This is a genomic window from Candidatus Manganitrophaceae bacterium (genome assembly GCA_016200325.1).
Lineage (GTDB): Bacteria > Nitrospirota > Nitrospiria > SBBL01 > Manganitrophaceae > Manganitrophus.
In genome coordinates, this window is the sequence record JACQEZ010000007.1 from 125932 (window position 1) to 142725 (window position 16794).

The window sequence follows — 16794 nt, forward strand, 5'->3', positions numbered from 1 at the left end:
CCGACCCACGAAGGAGAAGCACAGATCTGCAAAAAAACAAAAAACTTGCCGAGCCTAATAATAGACTAAAGGAACCGGCATGATGACGCGAAAACATCGGACTCAAACCGCTGCTGACGTAGGGAGACAAGAGATCTTTATCACACGTGAGAAACTGGGATGAGCGGGGTGACACAGACGGTTGACCACCGGAAGCGCTGGCTGGCACTGATGGTCCTCTGCCTTGGAGATCTGATGATCGTCCTCGACAGCACGATTGTGAATGTCGCCCTGCCGTCGATCCGGACCGATCTCGGATTCTCCGAGACGTCGCTCGCCTGGGTCGTGAATGCTTATCTCCTCACCTTCGGCGGGTTTCTCCTGCTCGGCGGTCGTCTGGGGGACCTCTTCGGCCGGCGCCGGCTCTTTCTGATCGGGATTGCCCTCTTTACCCTGGCATCGCTTGCTTGCGGCGTGGCAACCTCGCAGGCGTTCCTCATCGGGGCGCGGGCGGTGCAGGGGCTCGGCGGCGCCGTCCTTTCGGCGGTGGCCCTCTCCCTGATCACCGATCTCTTTGCCGAGCCGGCCGACCGGGCTAAGGCGATGGGTTTTTTCGGATTTGTCTCGGCCGGCGGCGGATCGATCGGCGTCTTGATGGGGGGATTGCTCACTCACACGCTCGACTGGCACTGGATTTTTCTGGTGAACCTCCCGATTGGGGTCGCCGTCTTCGTCCTCTGCTTTTTTTTGCTCCCCGCCGGGCCCGGCGCGGCGGCAGGCGGGCGCCTCGATGTCGCCGGCGCCGTAACGGTGACCGCTTCCCTCATGCTTGCGGTCTACGCCATCGTGAACGGAAACGAGGTCGGTTGGAGGTCGGGCCGGACGATCGGGCTCCTTGCCGCGGCGTCGATGCTCTTGACGCTTTTTCTCTTGATCGAAGCCCGGGTCCGCTCACCGCTCATGCCGCTGGGGCTCTTCCGGCTCTGGAACGTCACGGTGGCAAATGTCGTCAGCATTCTTTGGGCCGCCGCCATGTTCGCCTGGTTCTTCCTCTCCGCGCTCTATCTCCAGTCGGTGCTCGGATACAGCCCGATGCAGGTCGGTCTCTCCTTTTTGCCGGCCAACCTGATCATGGGTGCTTTCTCGCTCGGGCTTTCCGCGAAGCTCGTCACCCGTTTCGGCTTTAGGCCGCCATTGGCGGTCGGGATGCTGCTGGTGGCAGCCGGCCTGGCCCTCTTTGGGCTGACGCCGGTGGAGGGGGGCTTCGTTCGTTATGTCCTGCCCGGCATGACCCTTCTCGGTCTCGGCGCCGGCATCGCGTTCAACCCGGTGCTGCTGGCCGCCCTGAGCGACGTTGCGCCGAGCGAGTCGGGGCTGGCCTCGGGGGTCGTCAATACCGCCTTCATGATGGGGGGAGCGCTCGGCCTGGCCGTCCTGGCCAGCATTGCCGCCGCGCGCACTGACTACCTGCTGGCTTCCGGCGACAGCCGCCTCGCCGCTCTCAATAGCGGCTATCATGCCGCATTCCTCGTCGGAGCGCTCTTCGCCTTGGCGGCGGTCGTTGCCGCCTCGCTTCTCCATCCGACGGCCGCAGCGATTTCAGGCAGCGTCGAGACCGCTTAATCGGGCGGCTCCTGGGTGGATGCACAAGAGAGAGGGTCGGTAGATCGGTTTAAATTTCGGAGGAATCGGTGAGAGGATCTAGCATTATGTCAGGGATCTTTTTGTTCCAAAAAAGAGGGTATCGAATAGCGCGGATGCTTTCTCCAATGAATAACTTAAGGCAAAAACAAAGCAGAGATAGAGAAGGAAAAAGAGATAGAGCGGTTTTCGGAAGAGGATAAAATCGTAATAGACCATGAAGGGGAGATGAATCAGAAATATTTCGAATGAGTACCGTCCCAACCAGATCAGGAATTTTGAACTTACCCCCAACGTGTCGATCAGAGAAGAGATCATGACCAATGCGATAATCATCGGGATCGGCTGAAGGGTAATGACCAAATATGTATAGATCTCAGAATTAATGAGATGGGATAACTTGTAGATGCCTATTCCGGAACAGTAGAGAGATAAGCAGATGCAGAGGGTCAGGAGATAGAGGCTCCGTGCTCTTTTGAAAAAAAGATCAAGAGCGCGCTTCATCTCTTTACTGTAAAGTCCGACGGCGACCGCGATTGGAAATACGATGGTATGCCGAATCCAAAGGCCCATCACCGTCACGCTGGTCAATGAGGGAAAGTTCGAGATGATCCAGGTCGTTCCATAGGAGAGGGCCAGTAAAAGTGTAACGCGCCCCGCGTTCTTGAGCGGGATTTTCGAGACCCAATAATAAAGAAGGTATAAATAGAGTATGTAGGTGATAAACCAGGCCGGCGAGTTCGGGGGATTGGGTGTAATAATTCCTAGAAAATTCAGCGCGATCTTCGTTGCGCTATGCGTCTCCTTCCGAAGGACGAGATCCAACAGATAAAAGACGATCAGCGCGATCCATGTTGCAGGAAGAACCCTTCGAATCCGCTTCAGAAGAAATGTTTTTTCTAAGCCGGTGAACCCATAGGTTTTTATCAATGCAATTCCCGAGATGAACAGAAAGATGGTCACCGCCCAAGTTCCCGCCTCATCAAAGAAGTGATCCCCCTCCACACAAAATTGCCAAAAATGACCCAGGATCAACAGGAGGACTGCAAACCCTCTTAAAAGAAGACCCGTTTCCGGCGTGAGAAACTCCGCGTCGAGAGCGGACTTTTTATCCCGTTGGTGCAAAACAAAGGAAGCAATGAGTACGAGTGTTAAAATACAGAGTAATGCAAGGAGGGCATCATAAACCGGTATTTGATTCTGACTGTTTAAATAGGTGACAAACACGTTTTCCCTCAATGCGCTGCTTCCGTATATGAATGCTGATCAGTGTTAGTGTAGCATGAAGTGCGCTTTAGCGCGGTAGGTATCCAAGCAAAGTTGATGCGGGAAACCTCTGAAAAGGATATGCGATCGAATCGCGGTTGTGGCCGCTTTGATGGATCAAGCGATTGCAACCGAATCGGCCCTCTGCGGGTTGCGTCCTTCGGAAAGATTGTCTTAAAATTAAATCCGGTAAATATAGGGGCGATAAAAGGAGCGAGACGGCCCCGCTCATGAACTTGGAATCTCTCACAAAAGGTGTTGATCGGTGAAAGTTTTTCATTGTGACCATTGTCAGCAGTTGGTTTTCTTCGAGAACACCCGATGTGTCCAGTGTGATCGCCTATTGGCTTTTCTGCCCGACCTCGGCGTCGTTGGATCGCTCGACCCCGCCGGCGGGAACCAATGGCGGTCGCCGCTTCCTGAAGCCGAGGGAAAGGGGTATCGCCTCTGCGCAAACTACAGTCAGGAAAGCGTCTGTAATTGGGCCGTCCCGTCCGACGACCCACATCCGTTCTGCCAATCGTGCCGGCTCACCCAGGTGATTCCGAACCTCTCCCAGCCGGGACACAAAGAGGCGTGGTTCAAGCTGGAGTCGGCGAAGCGGCGGCTCGTCTACAGCCTCGTGACGCTCGGATGTCCTATCAACAGTAAGAGCGACGACCCGGAACGGGGCCTCTCTTATCAGTTTTTAGCCGATCTGGAGACGCCGGGCGCCGATCCGGTCCTTACCGGCCATGCCGACGGCGTCATCACCATCAACGTGGCGGAGGCCGACGATGCAGAACGGGAGCGGCGCCGGCAGCAGCTGCATGAGCCGTATCGTACCCTTCTTGGCCATTTTCGCCATGAGGTCGGTCACTATTATTGGGACCGGCTGGTTCAAAACAGCCCCCGGATCGACCCGTTTCGAAAATTATTTGGAGACGAGCGGAAGGATTACAAGCGGTCTCTCCAAGAATATTATCAGCAAGGTCCGCCGACCGACTGGCAGCAGCGCTTTGTCAGCGCCTATGCCGGCGCCCACCCCTGGGAGGACTGGGCGGAAACCTGGGCGCATTACCTCCATATGACCGACACCCTTGAGACGGCGGCCGACTGCGGGCTGTCGCTCCGGCCGAAGCGCCCAAACGAGCCGGTGCTCAAGGCGACCTTTTCTCCGGCTCCTTCCGGGGAGTTTGATCAGTTGATCGACCACTGGTTCCCCTTAACCTACCTGCTCAATAACCTCAATCGCGGCCTTGGATTGCCGGATGGGTATCCCTTCGTTCTCTCCACCCCGGCGATCGACAAGTTGCGGTTCGTTCATGAGACGATTCGTGCGACATCGATTACGACCGTTCAGCGGTAACAGATCGCCGCTTTTTATGGCGTGTTTTACACAAAAATGTCGTTCAATGTCCCATTTTGGGATTCTCTATTTCGCCCGCTTTTTATTCTAGTTATCGAGGCGATAGGCATTTGTTTCTAAAAATCGATTGAATCGGGTGTGCTCAGCGTAAAAAAGCAACCTCTATCTATTGGGCATACAGTTTGCTCTTTTGAGAAGCAGCGGTGTCGCATTTGATTATGAGCAAGGGCGCTCTTCACTTCAGGGATGTGGGGGCGCTTTTTTATTTCCAAATCAGGATCCCTGCTTTTTCTCCTTTTACGATTGACAGAAAAAATCAATATTGCTACGTTGTGGATCTCTATCGCTGGAATAGATTCAGACCGCCGGCGGTTCCGGTTTAAAAGATTAAGATCGCTCCCCGACCCGGTCGGGCATTTCTTTTTGTATAAGGACCTGGCTCATGAGCATTGATTGGAAGCGTTACGACCCCTGCGGTTTTTATGATGAGATGATCGATTTCCCCGGAGAGCCGCGCACCTTGGCGTCGGGGATGGTTGCCCATCTCCAGTCGCTCAGCTCCGACGAAATCCGCGCCCGTCAAAAGGCGGCCGAATCTGCGATCTTGGAAATGGGAATCACCTTTACGGTCTATAGTGAAGGGTCGAATATCGACCGTGCCTGGCCTTTCGACATCATTCCGCGGATTATCTCCCCGAAAGAGTGGAGCATGACCGAGGCGGGCCTGCAGCAACGGGTGCGTGCCCTCAATCTCTTCATCGGCGACCTTTACGGGAAGCAGCGGATTATCCGAGACGGCATTTTTCCGGCGGAGCTGCTCGCCCATTCCAAAAATTTCCGCCGCGAATGTGTCGGCATCCAACCTCCCCGGGAGGTCTGGGCGCATATTTGCGGCAGCGACCTGATCCGCGACGAGCAGGGAACCTTCTACGTTCTCGAAGACAACCTCCGGGTGCCCTCCGGGGTCTCGTACATGCTGGAGAACCGGGTCCTGACCAAGCAGGTCTTCGGCGAATTGTTCGAAAATTATAGCATTCAGCCGGTAGACGATTATCCAAGCCACCTCTTCGACATGCTCTCTTCGATCGCCCCGCACACCGATGAATTTCCAAAGATCGTCGTCCTCACCCCCGGGATCTATAATTCGGCTTATTTCGAACACTCCTTCCTGGCGCAGCAAATGGGCGCGGAGTTGGTGAGCGGTCCCGATCTGGTCGTCGGCGACGATGACTGCGTCTACATGAGCACCATCGACGGCTGGCAGAAGGTCGATGTCATCTACCGCCGAATCGACGACCTCTTTCTCGATCCGGAGGTCTTCAACAAAGACTCGGTCCTCGGGGTGCCGGGCCTGATGCGTGCCTGGCGCAAGGGGAATGTGGGCCTGGCGAACGCACCGGGCGCGGGGGTGGCGGACGACAAAGTGGTCTACGCCTTTGTGCCGCAGATTATCCGATACTATCTCGGTGAAGAGCCGATCATCCCCAACGTCCCGACTTATGTTTGCCTGAATGACCAAGACCGCAAATATGTCCTCGATTCTCTCGATCAGCTGGTCGTGAAGCCGGCCAATGAATCGGGCGGGTACGGCATGCTGATCGGGCCGACCGCCAGCAAGAAAGAGCTGGCGGAGTTCGCCGAGCGGATCAAGGCCGACCCCCGCAACTATATCGCTCAACCGCTGATCAAGCTCTCCACGGTGCCGACCCTCTGCGAGGATCGTGTGGAGCCGCGTCATGTCGATCTGCGCCCGTTTATCCTGCAGGGGGAGCGGATGTATGTGACGCCGGGCGGACTGACCCGCGTCGCTTTGCGGAAAGGGTCGACGGTGGTGAACTCCTCCCAGGGGGGCGGCAGCAAAGATACCTGGGTGGCGAATACGGAGGCGGTATGATGCTCTCCCGGGTGGCGGAGCGGGTCTATTGGGTGGCGCGCTACATCGAACGCGCCGAGAACAGCGCGCGTCTCGTCAACGCCTGCACCCACCAAATGCTCGATCTTCCCAAGGGGCTGGCGCCCGGCTGGCGGCAGCTCGTCGAGATCATCGGCGGCGGTCCCGGTTTCGAAGAAAACTATCAGACCTACAACGAGCACAATACCGTCAGCTTTTTGGTCGCCGACCGCTTCAGCCCCAGCTCCATCCTCGCGTCGGTCTCCTCGGCCAGAGAGAACATGCGGACCACCCGCGAGCTGTTGCCGACCGAGGCCTGGCTCCATTGCAACGAGCTTTATTTGTACGTCAACACCCACTCGCGCGAGGGGGTGCCGCGCCGCGGCCGCCACGCTTTCTTAAAAGAGGTCATCTTTCGCTGCCAGCAATTAAGCGGTCTCCTGGCCGGCACCATGAGCCACGATGTCGCCTACGACCTGGTCTGCTTGGGACGCAATCTGGAACGGGCCGACATGACGTCGCGCATCGTCGACAGCGCCATCTCCATCCTGATGCCGGGCCGGCGGACACCCGATCGGTATGACTCCCTTCTCTGGGTAAACGTGCTCAAATCCTCGAGCGGCTATCAGATGTATCGCCAACACATGCGCGGCCGGGTGGAGGGGACCGGGGTGGTGAAGTTCCTGCTGCAGGATCGGTATTTCCCGCGCGCCGTCGCCCACACCGTCGCCGCGGCGGAGGTGAATCTGCGAAATCTGCCGCGAAATGAGGCGCCGCTCGACCGTCTCTTGGTTTTGCGGGACCGGATCGATCGGGCCGACATCTATGAGATGAACTTTGTCGAAATGCATGAATTTATCGATCGGCTCCAGCTGACCCTCAATGAGATCCACAGCCAGATTTTTCATACCTGGTTCCATATTCAATACCCCATGCGCCGCGGCCAGACCCAAACGGCCAGGAGCTGATAAGGAGCTGAAATAGATGGCCATCAGGGTCGCACTCAATCACGTAACGTCGTATCGGTATGACCGCCCGGTCCACATTTCTCCGCATGTCATCCGCCTGCGGCCGGCCGTCCATACGCGAACGCCGATCGAGGCCTATTCGCTCCGCATTCGTCCGGAGAAACATTTTATCAACTGGCAGCAGGACCCCTTCGGCAATTATATGGCGCGGGTCGTCTTCTTGGAGCCGGCCGACGAGCTCTCTCTCGAAGTGGATGTCGTCGCCGAGATGACGGTGATCAATCCGTTCGACTTTTTCATCGAGGCCGAGTCGGAATACTATCCGTTCGTCTACCCGCCGCAGCTGCGGAAAGAATTGGTTCCCTATTTCGAAACGGAGGAAGTGGGCCCGCTGCTGCAGCTCTGGCTGAAAAAGGTCAGCGCCGAACGGGAAAAGACGGTCGACTTCCTCGTCCGATTGAATCAATCGCTCCAGCGCGACATCGCCTACCAGGTCCGGATGGAAACCGGCATTCAAAGCTGTGAAGAGACGCTCGGCAAGGCGATCGGATCGTGTCGCGACAGCGCCTGGCTGCTGGTGCAGATCTTGCGCCATCTGGGACTCGCGGCCCGCTTTGTTTCCGGTTATCTCGTACAGTTGGTGCCCGATGTGAAGAGCCTCGACGGGCCGGCCGGTCCTTCGGCCGACTTTACCGATCTGCACGCCTGGGCCGAGGTCTACCTCCCGGGCGCCGGCTGGGTCGGGCTGGATGCCACCTCCGGTCTCTTCACCGGCGAAGGGCACATTCCGCTCGCCTGCACCCCCGACCCGGCCAGCGCCGCGCCGCTGACCGGTTACACCGATCCCTGTAAAGTCACCTTCCACCATCGGAACAGGGTCACGCGGATTCATGAAGACCCGCGCGTGACCAAGCCGTATCGCGAGGAGCAGTGGTCGGCGATCGTGGCCGTCGGCCGTAAGGTCGACGAAGCGCTGACCGCACAGGATGTCCGCCTGACGATGGGGGGAGAGCCGACCTTCGTGTCGATCGACGAGACCAATTCGCCCGAATGGAACAGTGCCGCGCTCGGGGAGAACAAACGTCTCCTCTCCGGCCAGCTGCTCCGCCGGCTGGCGGGACGATTTGCCCCCGGCGCCGCGCTCCATTGCGGCCAGGGAAAGTGGTATCCCGGGGAGCCGCTGCCGCGCTGGGCGCTCGGCTGCTTCTGGCGGAAAGATGGAAACCCGGTCTGGCGGCGCGCCGAGCTGCTCTCTCTCGGGGAGAAGGACCACGGCCATGGAATTAAGGAGGCGCACCGCTTCGCGCTGGCGCTGACCCGGCGACTCGGCGCCGATCCGGAACATCTGTCGCCCGGTTATGAGGACACGTTGTATCACCTTTGGCGTGAGAGCGCCGTGCCGGTCAACCTCGACCCCCTCAAGGCGACCCTTCGCGATCCGCTGGAGCGCCGCTCCCTCGCCGGGATCTTGTCGCGCGGCCTCGACACACCGGTCGGGTATGTTCTTCCGCTCCATTGGGACCACGACAGTCAGGGATGGGAGAGCGCCCGGTGGACCTTCCGCCGCGAACAGCTCTTTTTGTTGCCGGGTGATTCCCCGATGGGGCTTCGGCTGCCGCTCGATTCCCTGCCGTGGGTCGCCAAAGAAGCGCGCGAAAAGCCGCGAGAGCGGAGCCTCTTCGAGCCCCCACCGCCGCTGAAAGAGTCCTATGGGAGCGGGGCCGGCCGCGGCAGGGGGGCGTCTTCCACCCCTCCGCCGGCGGCTGAGAGGGTGAATGAGAACGAAACCGATCGAGCGGCTGCGGTGCCGCATACCGCTCTCTGTATCGAGCCGCGGGGGGGCGGCCTCCATCTCTTTTTGCCGCCGCTGGAATATCTCGAGCATTATCTCGATCTGCTCGCTTCGATCGAGGAGACGGCGGGGGAGTTGGGCCTCCCGGTCGTGCTGGAAGGATATGATCCGCCCCGCGACCTCCGGCTGCAGCGGCTTCAGGTGACCCCCGATCCCGGCGTGATCGAGGTCAACATCCATCCCGCCCAATCGTGGGACGAGCTGGTCGCCCACACGACGGCGCTCTATGAAGAGGCCCGCCTCACCCGGCTCGGCACCGAGAAGTTCCTGCTCGACGGCCGGCACACCGGGACCGGCGGAGGCAACCATGTCACCCTCGGCGGGGCGACGCCGGCCGACAGCCCCGTCTTGCGGCGGCCCGATCTGCTGCGCAGTCTGGTGAGCTACTGGCAGCACCACCCGGGGCTCTCCTATCTCTTCTCCGGAATGTTCATCGGCCCGACGAGCCAGGCGCCCCGGGTCGACGAGGCGCGCGATGAGCTGTTGTATGAATTGGAAATCGCCTTTCAACAGATGCCGAAGGAGGGCGCACCCCCCCCTCCGTGGCTCGCCGATCGTCTGATGCGCCATCTGCTGGTCGATCTGACCGGCAACACCCATCGCGCGGAGTTCTGCATCGACAAGCTCTACTCTCCTGACTCGGCGCACGGCCGCCTCGGGCTGGTGGAGTTCCGCGCTTTCGAGATGCCGCCGCACAGCCGGATGAGCCTCGTGCAGATGTTGCTGCTGCGCGCGCTGGTCGCGCGCTTCTGGCGCACCCCCTATAAGAAGAAATTGGTCCGATGGGGAACGGAGCTCCATGATCGCTTCATGCTGCCGCACTATGTTTGGGCCGACCTGGGAGACGTGATCGGGGAGTTGAATGAGGACGGTACCCCCTTTCAGGGCGAGTGGCTCGATCCATTTTTTGAGTTCCGCTTCCCCCACTACGGCACGGTGACGATCCGGGACATCCGGCTGGAGCTGCGGATGGCGCTGGAGCCGTGGCCGGTGTTGGGCGAGGAGGTGACCGCCGTCGGCACGGCGCGCTACGTCGACTCTTCGGTCGAGCGCCTCCAGGTCAAAGTGACCGGCCTTACCGACGGGCGGTATCTGGTCGCCTGCAACGGCCGGCGGGTTCCCTTACATGGAACCGGGACCCACGGCGAATATGTCGCCGGCGTCCGCTATCGGGCCTGGCAGCCTCCTTCCGCGCTCCATCCGACGATCGGAATCCATGCGCCGCTGGTGTTCGATCTTATCGACAGTTGGAACGGGCGGTCGATCGGCGGCTGCACCTATCATGTCGATCACCCCGGCGGGCTCGGCTATACCGTCCTTCCGGTCAACGCTTACGAAGCCGAAGCGCGCCGCGCGACCCGGTTCTGGGGCTACGGTCACACCCCGGGCCCGCTGCAGCCGCTGCCCGACTTCGTTGCGCTGGGGCGGTTTTTCTCGGAAGGCGATCCCCCCGCCCCGATGGCTCCCCCGGCGGAGGAGCGCAATCGAGAATATCCCTACACGCTCGATTTGCGCCGGGCGCCGCTGTAGATGTCAATGTGTGATGAGAATGCAGCGTAAAGAAACAGAGATCCCGCACTATCAGCCTTATATGGCCGGGTATGATGAAATGTGCATGCCCGATGGGGAGGTCCGTCCGCATTGGGCCTATCTCGCGCGCGTGCTCGCCGGACTGAATCAAAGCGAGCTCGATCAGCGGCGGGCCGAAGCGAACCGGCTGCTGCGGGAAAACGGCGTCACCTATAATGTCTACGGGGATCCGGCGGGAGGCCAACGTCCCTGGCCGCTCGATCTCATCCCTTTTTTGATCCCGAGCGAGGAGTGGCGCCGGATCGAGTCGGGCCTCGCCCAGCGGGCCGAGGTGCTCAACCTTTTACTGCGCGATATTTACGGACCGCGCGACCTGATCCGCCGCGGCCTGCTGCCCTCCGAGCTGGTCTATGGCCACCCCGGCTTTCTCCGGCCCTGCTCTCCTTTGACCGGTCGCAAACCGCACGCGCTCATCCTCTATGCCGCCGATCTGGCGCGGGGCCCCGACGGCCGGATGTGGGTCTTGAGCGACCGGACTCAGGCGCCCTCCGGCACCGGCTATGCCCTGGAGAACCGGACGGTCCTGTCGCAGGTCTTCCCGAGTCTCTACCGCGATTCCCATGTCCATCGTCTCGCCGTCTTCTTTCGGGAGCTGCGGGCGAGCCTCGCCGGATATGCGCCGGCGGGGACCGACGAGCCCCGCGTCGTCATCCTGACGCCGGGCCCGTTGAACGAAACCTATTTCGAGCATGCCTACCTCGCCAACTATCTCGGTTACAACCTCGTGCGGGGGGACGACTTGATGGTGCGCAACGGACGGGTCTGGATCCGCTCGCTGAAACGGCTTGAGCAGGTCGACGTCATCTGGCGCCGTGTCGATGACACTTACTGCGATCCGCTCGAGCTCCTTCCCGACTCCGATCTCGGTATTCCGGGCCTGGTGGAAGCGGTGCGGCAAGGCCATGTCACCGTCGTCAATCCGCTCGGCGCCAGCGTGCTGGAGAACCCCGCGCTCAATGCCTTTCTCCCCGGCATCGCACAATATTTTCTCGGTCAACCGCTGGAGCTGCCGACGGTGGCGACCTGGTGGTGCGGGAGAGCGCGGGAGCGCCGTCATGTGCTCGCCCATCTCGACCGGATGGTGGTCCGGACGATCCACCGGCGGGTGGGGGCCCGGCCGATCTACGGCCCCCTCCTAAGCAGTGAGGAGCGGCGGGAGGTCGCCCACCGGATCCAGACGCAGCCCCACCTCTATGTCGGCCAGGAACAGATCGCCCTCTCCTGCGCGCCGACCCTGGTGGAGGGAAAATTGGCGGCGCACCATGCGGTTCTCCGGGCCTTTCTCATCGCGCGGGATGACGGCTATGTCGTCATGCCGGGCGGCCTGACCCGGGTCGGCTCCTCGGGGGACAACCTGATCGTTTCGAACCAGGCCGGCGGCATCGCCAAAGACACCTGGATCATCGCGTCGGAGCCGGAGAAGCAGACCTCTCTGTTGCCGCCGGCGACCGCCGCAATCGTGTCGACGCAGCCGCCGTCGCTTCCCCCGCGCGCGGCGGACAATCTCTTCTGGTTCGCCCGTTATGCGGAGCGGGCCGAGCAGAGCATGCGCTTGATGCGGACGGTTCTGACCGCTTATCAGAGCAGCACCCGATTTGAAGAGCCGCACCATCCGGAAACGCTGGAAGCGCTGCGGCAAACCCTCAGTCGGGTCACCGGCCTCTTGCCGGGCGGGATGCCGGTGAGCGACTCCGCCTCGGAGCTCCTCGCAATCCTGGCCGATTCTCAGCTGCGCGGCGGGATTGCTTTCAATCTTAGGGTGATGTTGGAGGCGGCCCAGGGGGTCCGCGACCCTCTCTCCAGCGATGCCCGGCAGCTGGTCAACGACCTGCGGGAGCGGCTGACAACCCTTGAACGGCTTTCCCTCGACCAGCTCGTGGAAGCGGAGGAACATCTGAACCATCTGGTTACCGCGCTGGCGGGGTTGTCGGGTCTGGTCATGGAGAGCATGTTTCGGGGCGAGGCGTGGCTCTTTTGGGAGATCGGCCGCCGGCTGGAACGAGGACTATCACTGGTCTCGCTGTTGCGCGGCTCCCTCGTTCCGGCGCGACCCCGTCCGGTGGAGACGAACGTGCTGGAGGCGGTCCTCCGGACCTGCGACAACCTGATGGCTTATCGGCGCCTTCATAACGGCGCGCCGGAAGTCCTCCCCACCCTTGCCCTGTTGCTCCTGGATGAATTGAGCCCACGGTCGCTGAAATTTCAGCTCTCTCGCCTGGAGAAACATACCCTGGCGCTTCCCCGCGATTCCGACCCGCTCGAACTCAGCGAAGAGATCCGTTGCGTGCTGGAAGCGGCCGCTGCGATGCGACTTTTAGACCTCACGCTGCTGGCCTCGCCCGATCCGGCCATGGGGAGACGACAGGCACTCGATGAATTTCTTCGCCAAATCGAGCGTCTGCTGCGCGCCACTTCGGATGCCCTCAGCCGGGACTACTTTACCGACGGCCGCGGTCCCCGGCAACTTCTCCGGGCGGAGATGCCGACATGAAATACCGGATCATCCACGCCACCACCTATACGTACGAGCAAGCCGTCATCAGCTGTCAAGACGAAGCGCACCTCATCCCTCGCAACAGCCCGGACCAACGCCGTCTTCGCTATCAGGTCGAGATCGATCCCAAGCCGGGCTGCCTTACCGAACGGGACGACTTCTTCGGCAATCGGGTCCTCTATTTCGCCATTGATGAGCCGCACGAGCGGCTGGTGGTCACCGCCACGAGCGAGGTGTCGGTGGAGGAGAAACCCGCTCTGAGCGCGTTGTATATCGGTGTGTCGTGGCAGGAGGGGGTGCGCCGCCTCCACGCAGAGCGGAGCGCCGCCCATCTGGAGGCATGTCAATATCTGCCCGACTCGCCGATGATCACCATCACCCCCGAGATCCGGCGCTACGCGGCCCCCTCGTTTCGGAAAAACCGCCCGATGGCGGAGGTGGTGCACGATCTGATGGCGCGCATCCATCGCGATTTTACCTATGAGCCGGGGTCGACCACCGTCGCCACCCCCCTCTCGACCGTCTTGAAACACCGCCGGGGGGTCTGTCAGGATTTCTCCCACTTTGCGATCGCCTGTCTCCGCAGCCGCGGTATTCCGGCGCGCTATGTCTCCGGTTATCTCGAAACGATGCCGCTTCCCGGACAGACCAAGCTGCAGGGGGCCGATGCCTCGCACGCCTGGTTTTCCGCTTACGACTCGGCCTTCGGCTGGATCGATTATGATCCGACGAACAACCAGCTGCCGACCGTTCGCCACATCACGACCGCCTGGGGCCGCGATTATTCCGATGTGACCCCCCTCAAAGGGGTGATCTACGGCGGCGGCAAGCATCGTGCCGAGGTTGCGGTCGACGTGGTTGCCCTGTCGGCGACCCCCTAGCCAGACCGGACCTTTCAGCACGTTGCGTCGGGCCTCTTTCCTATTGTATCGACCTTGCGGATAGATCGATTCCGACCGCTCTATTCCCCTTTTTCCCATCCGCCCTCCGCCATTCATCTATTTTGATGTTTTCATGCAGTGCTTTGGTATCGATCTTTTCCAGCGGCTTGATTTTCAGATTTAAATGATGTGAATCTAGAGGAAGGACCAACCGGCGCAGGAAACAAGGGATCGGGCGAGAGGGGTAAAACGATGTCGGGCGAATCAATGCGGATTCTCACGATCAACAGCGGCTCATCCAGTCTGAAGTTCGCCCTTTATCGGACCGGCTCCTCCGAAACGTTGCTGCAAGCGGGAAGGATCGAGCGGATCGGTCATCGCCCCGCGCTCTTTCGCGTTCGGGATGCTGCCGGCCAGACCTTGATTGACGAATCTCCTTCCATGCCGGATCATGACGCTGCATTGAACCGGCTCTTTGAGTGGTTGAAAAGCGGCGGCCCGGCGCCCGATTTAGAGGCCGTCGGACACCGGGTTGTCCATGGCGGAATGCAATACGATCGGCCCCATCGGATCACGTCGTCCCTCTGCGACGTGCTTGAAGCGCTGCGGCCGCTCGCGCCGGATCACCTTCCCCACGAGATCAAAGCGATCCGGTCGGTGGGGATCGCGTATCCCACGCTCCCTCAGGTCGCCTGTTTTGATACCGCTTTTCATCGGCAGATGCCTCCGAGCGCGCAGCACCCGGCCCTGCCGCGGGAGCTTTGGAAAGAGGGGGTCCTTCGCTACGGCTTTCACGGCCTCTCCTACGAGTACATCGTCGATGCGCTGAGGAGGGAACGAGGAAAAACGGCCGACGGCCGCCTCGTTATTGCCCATCTCGGAAATGGCGCGAGCATGGCGGCGGTCGATCATGGCAGAAGCGTCGATACCACGATGGGAATGACCCCCACCGGCGGACTGGTCATGAGCAGCCGCTCGGGCGATCTTGATCCGGGAATGCTCCTTTATCTTCTTCAGGAGAAAGGGATGAAGCCGGCTGAGGTCGATGAGATGGTCAACCAGAAAAGCGGGCTGCTCGGAATCTCGGGAGCCTATTCAGATATGCAGGAGCTCCTCGATCGCGAGCAGGAAAATCCCCACGCCGCAGAGGCGGTCGCGCTCTTCTGCTACCAGGCGAAGAAGTTCTTGGGCGCGCTGGCCGCCGTTTTAGGGGGGGTTGAGACGCTTGTCTTTACCGGAGGGATCGGTGAGAACGCCCCCGCCGTTCGAGAGCGGATCTGCGCCGGAATGGGATTTTTGGGGATCGCGCTCGATCCGACGCGGAATCGGGCGAACGCTTCGGTGATCTCCCAAGAGGGGAGTCCGACGCAGGTCTTGGTGATGAAGACCAACGAAGAGCTGATGATCGCAAGACAGACGCATGCCCTGCTTCGCGGGGGAGAAACAAAGGAGACGGAATAAAAATGACAGATCTCGATTCTGATGCATTTGTTTTTTTCGGCGCCACGGGGGACTTGGCCTACAAGCAGATCTTCCCGGCCCTTCAGGCGATGATCCGGAGGGGGCATTTCAATATCCCGATTATCGGTGTCGCCAAATCGACCGAAGGGCTCGATGCCCTGCGGGCCCGCGCGCGGGAGAGCGTCGAGGAGCACGGCGGAGTCGACCGGCGCGCATTCGAGGTCCTTTCGTCCAAGCTCCAATTCGTCAATGGGGATTACAACGCGCCGGAGACCTTCCGTCAGCTGCGAAAGGCTTTGAACGGCGCGTCCCGGCCGCTCTATTACCTGGCGATCCCGCCCGATCTGTTTGCAACCGTCGCCCAAGGGCTGAGCCACTCGGGATGCGACACCGGCGCGCGCCTCGTCGTAGAGAAGCCGTTCGGCCGGGACCTCGCCTCGGCGCAGGCGCTCAGCCGGACGCTGCATCAGGCCTTCCCGGAATCGTCCGTTTTCCGGATCGATCATTTTCTCGGCAAGGAGCCGGTCCAGAATCTCCTTTATTTCCGTTTTGCCAATTCATTCCTGGAGCCGATCTGGAACAGCAACTATGTGCGGAGTGTTCAGATTACGATGGCGGAGAACTTCGGCGTGCAGGGCCGCGGTTTTTTTTATGAGGAGGTCGGCGCGATCCGCGATGTCGTCCAAAACCATATCTTGGAGATCGTCGCGCTGCTGGCGATGGCGGCACCGAGCGGCCGTGATCCAGACGCGTTGCGGGACGAGAAGAAGCGGGCCTTTCGCGCGATGCGTCCGCTCGTGCCGACCGACGTCGTCCGCGGCCAATTCCGCGGCTACCGAAGCGAAAAAGGGGTGGCGCCCGATTCCCAGGTCGAGACCTTCGCCGCGATCAAGCTCTCTATCGACACCTGGCGATGGGCCGGGGTTCCCTTCTACATCCGGACCGGGAAGCGGATGGCGGTGACGGCGACCGAGGTCTTGGTCGAGCTCAAGCAGCCGCCCCTGGCCGTCTTCGATCCAATCAGCCAGGAGCATGCGAACTATTTTCGCTTCCGCCTCGGTCCCGATGTGTCGATCTCTCTCGGCGCCCGCGCCAAGCTGCCGGGAGAAGCGATGGTCGGGGAGGGGATCGAGCTGATCGTCCGGCAAGCCCCCGGCGATGAGATGACGCCGTACGAACGGCTCCTGGGCGACGCCCTCCGGGGGGATCGGATGCTCTTTGTCGACGAGGAGAGTGTGGAGGCGGCGTGGAATGTGGTCGATCCGATCCTGGGGAACGCGACGCCGGTCCATGAATACGCGCCGGACAGCTGGGGGCCGGCGGAGGCCGATCGACTCATCGCGGGGGATGGCGGCTGGCACAACCCCCAGCCGTCGGCGGAAAAGCCGCCGGTCTAAGACGAACTGCTTTCGCTGTTGTAGAA

10 protein-coding genes are annotated in these 16794 nt (G+C 60.7%); 9 read left to right on the forward strand and 1 reads right to left on the reverse strand.

Annotation, left to right across the window (positions count from 1 at the left end; all coding sequences use genetic code 11):
- The first annotated feature begins 168 nt into the window (after window positions 1-168).
- Window positions 169-1602, forward strand: coding sequence for a DHA2 family efflux MFS transporter permease subunit (locus tag HY282_04955; GenBank protein MBI3803093.1), 1434 nt, complete (start codon window positions 169-171; stop codon window positions 1600-1602).
- A gap of 84 nt (window positions 1603-1686) precedes the next feature.
- Here the strand turns inward: HY282_04955 and HY282_04960 are convergent, their stop codons facing one another.
- The gene (locus tag HY282_04960) at window positions 1687-2859 is read right to left on the reverse strand and encodes an acyltransferase (protein ID MBI3803094.1); all 1173 of its coding nucleotides are present in this window, start codon (window positions 2857-2859) and stop codon (window positions 1687-1689) included.
- A gap of 292 nt (window positions 2860-3151) precedes the next feature.
- On the opposite strand from HY282_04960, the gene HY282_04965 reads away from it, so the two are divergent.
- The 8 genes from HY282_04965 to zwf all read left to right on the forward strand — a co-directional run bounded on the left by HY282_04965 (window position 3152) and on the right by zwf (window position 16768).
- Entirely contained in the window at window positions 3152-4234 is a 1083-nt protein-coding gene (locus HY282_04965; protein ID MBI3803095.1) for a putative zinc-binding peptidase, read from the forward strand.
- 442 nt (window positions 4235-4676) lie between these two features.
- Window positions 4677-6128 (forward strand): circularly permuted type 2 ATP-grasp protein, encoded by a 1452-nt coding sequence (locus HY282_04970; protein MBI3803096.1) that lies wholly within the window; start codon window positions 4677-4679, stop codon window positions 6126-6128.
- A complete protein-coding gene (locus HY282_04975; protein ID MBI3803097.1) occupies window positions 6128-7093 on the forward strand; it encodes an alpha-E domain-containing protein in 966 nt (321 codons plus the stop codon). The genes HY282_04970 and HY282_04975 overlap by 1 nt, the downstream gene beginning before the upstream one ends.
- Before the next feature lie 16 nt (window positions 7094-7109).
- On the forward strand, window positions 7110-10475 hold the full coding sequence (locus HY282_04980) for a transglutaminase family protein (GenBank protein ID MBI3803098.1): 3366 nt from the start codon (window positions 7110-7112) through the stop codon (window positions 10473-10475).
- Between the two features lie 19 nt (window positions 10476-10494).
- A complete protein-coding gene (locus HY282_04985; GenBank protein ID MBI3803099.1) occupies window positions 10495-13026 on the forward strand; it encodes a circularly permuted type 2 ATP-grasp protein in 2532 nt (843 codons plus the stop codon).
- Window positions 13023-13910: a transglutaminase family protein gene (locus HY282_04990; GenBank protein MBI3803100.1), complete on the forward strand. Its 888-nt coding sequence runs from the start codon at window positions 13023-13025 to the stop codon at window positions 13908-13910. Before HY282_04985 ends, HY282_04990 begins: the two co-directional genes overlap by 4 nt.
- 252 nt (window positions 13911-14162) lie before the next feature.
- Window positions 14163-15371, forward strand: coding sequence for an acetate/propionate family kinase (locus tag HY282_04995; GenBank protein MBI3803101.1), 1209 nt, complete (start codon window positions 14163-14165; stop codon window positions 15369-15371).
- A gap of 2 nt (window positions 15372-15373) precedes the next feature.
- Window positions 15374-16768, forward strand: coding sequence for a glucose-6-phosphate dehydrogenase (zwf, locus tag HY282_05000; GenBank protein MBI3803102.1), 1395 nt, complete (start codon window positions 15374-15376; stop codon window positions 16766-16768).
- Window positions 16769-16794: the final 26 nt, after the last annotated feature.

Excerpts from the sequence above, each read along its gene's own strand:
- HY282_04980 (MBI3803098.1), top strand. The coding sequence starts at position 7,110 with ATGGCCATCAGGGTCGCACTCAATCACGTAACGTCGTATCGGTATGAC.
- HY282_04975 (MBI3803097.1), top strand. The coding sequence starts at position 6,128 with ATGCTCTCCCGGGTGGCGGAGCGGGTCTATTGGGTGGCGCGCTACATC.
- HY282_04995 (MBI3803101.1), top strand. The coding sequence starts at position 14,163 with ATGTCGGGCGAATCAATGCGGATTCTCACGATCAACAGCGGCTCATCC.
- HY282_04990 (MBI3803100.1), top strand. The coding sequence starts at position 13,023 with ATGAAATACCGGATCATCCACGCCACCACCTATACGTACGAGCAAGCC.
- HY282_04985 (MBI3803099.1), top strand. The coding sequence starts at position 10,495 with ATGCAGCGTAAAGAAACAGAGATCCCGCACTATCAGCCTTATATGGCC.
- zwf (MBI3803102.1), top strand. The coding sequence starts at position 15,374 with ATGACAGATCTCGATTCTGATGCATTTGTTTTTTTCGGCGCCACGGGG.
- HY282_04970 (MBI3803096.1), top strand. The coding sequence starts at position 4,677 with ATGAGCATTGATTGGAAGCGTTACGACCCCTGCGGTTTTTATGATGAG.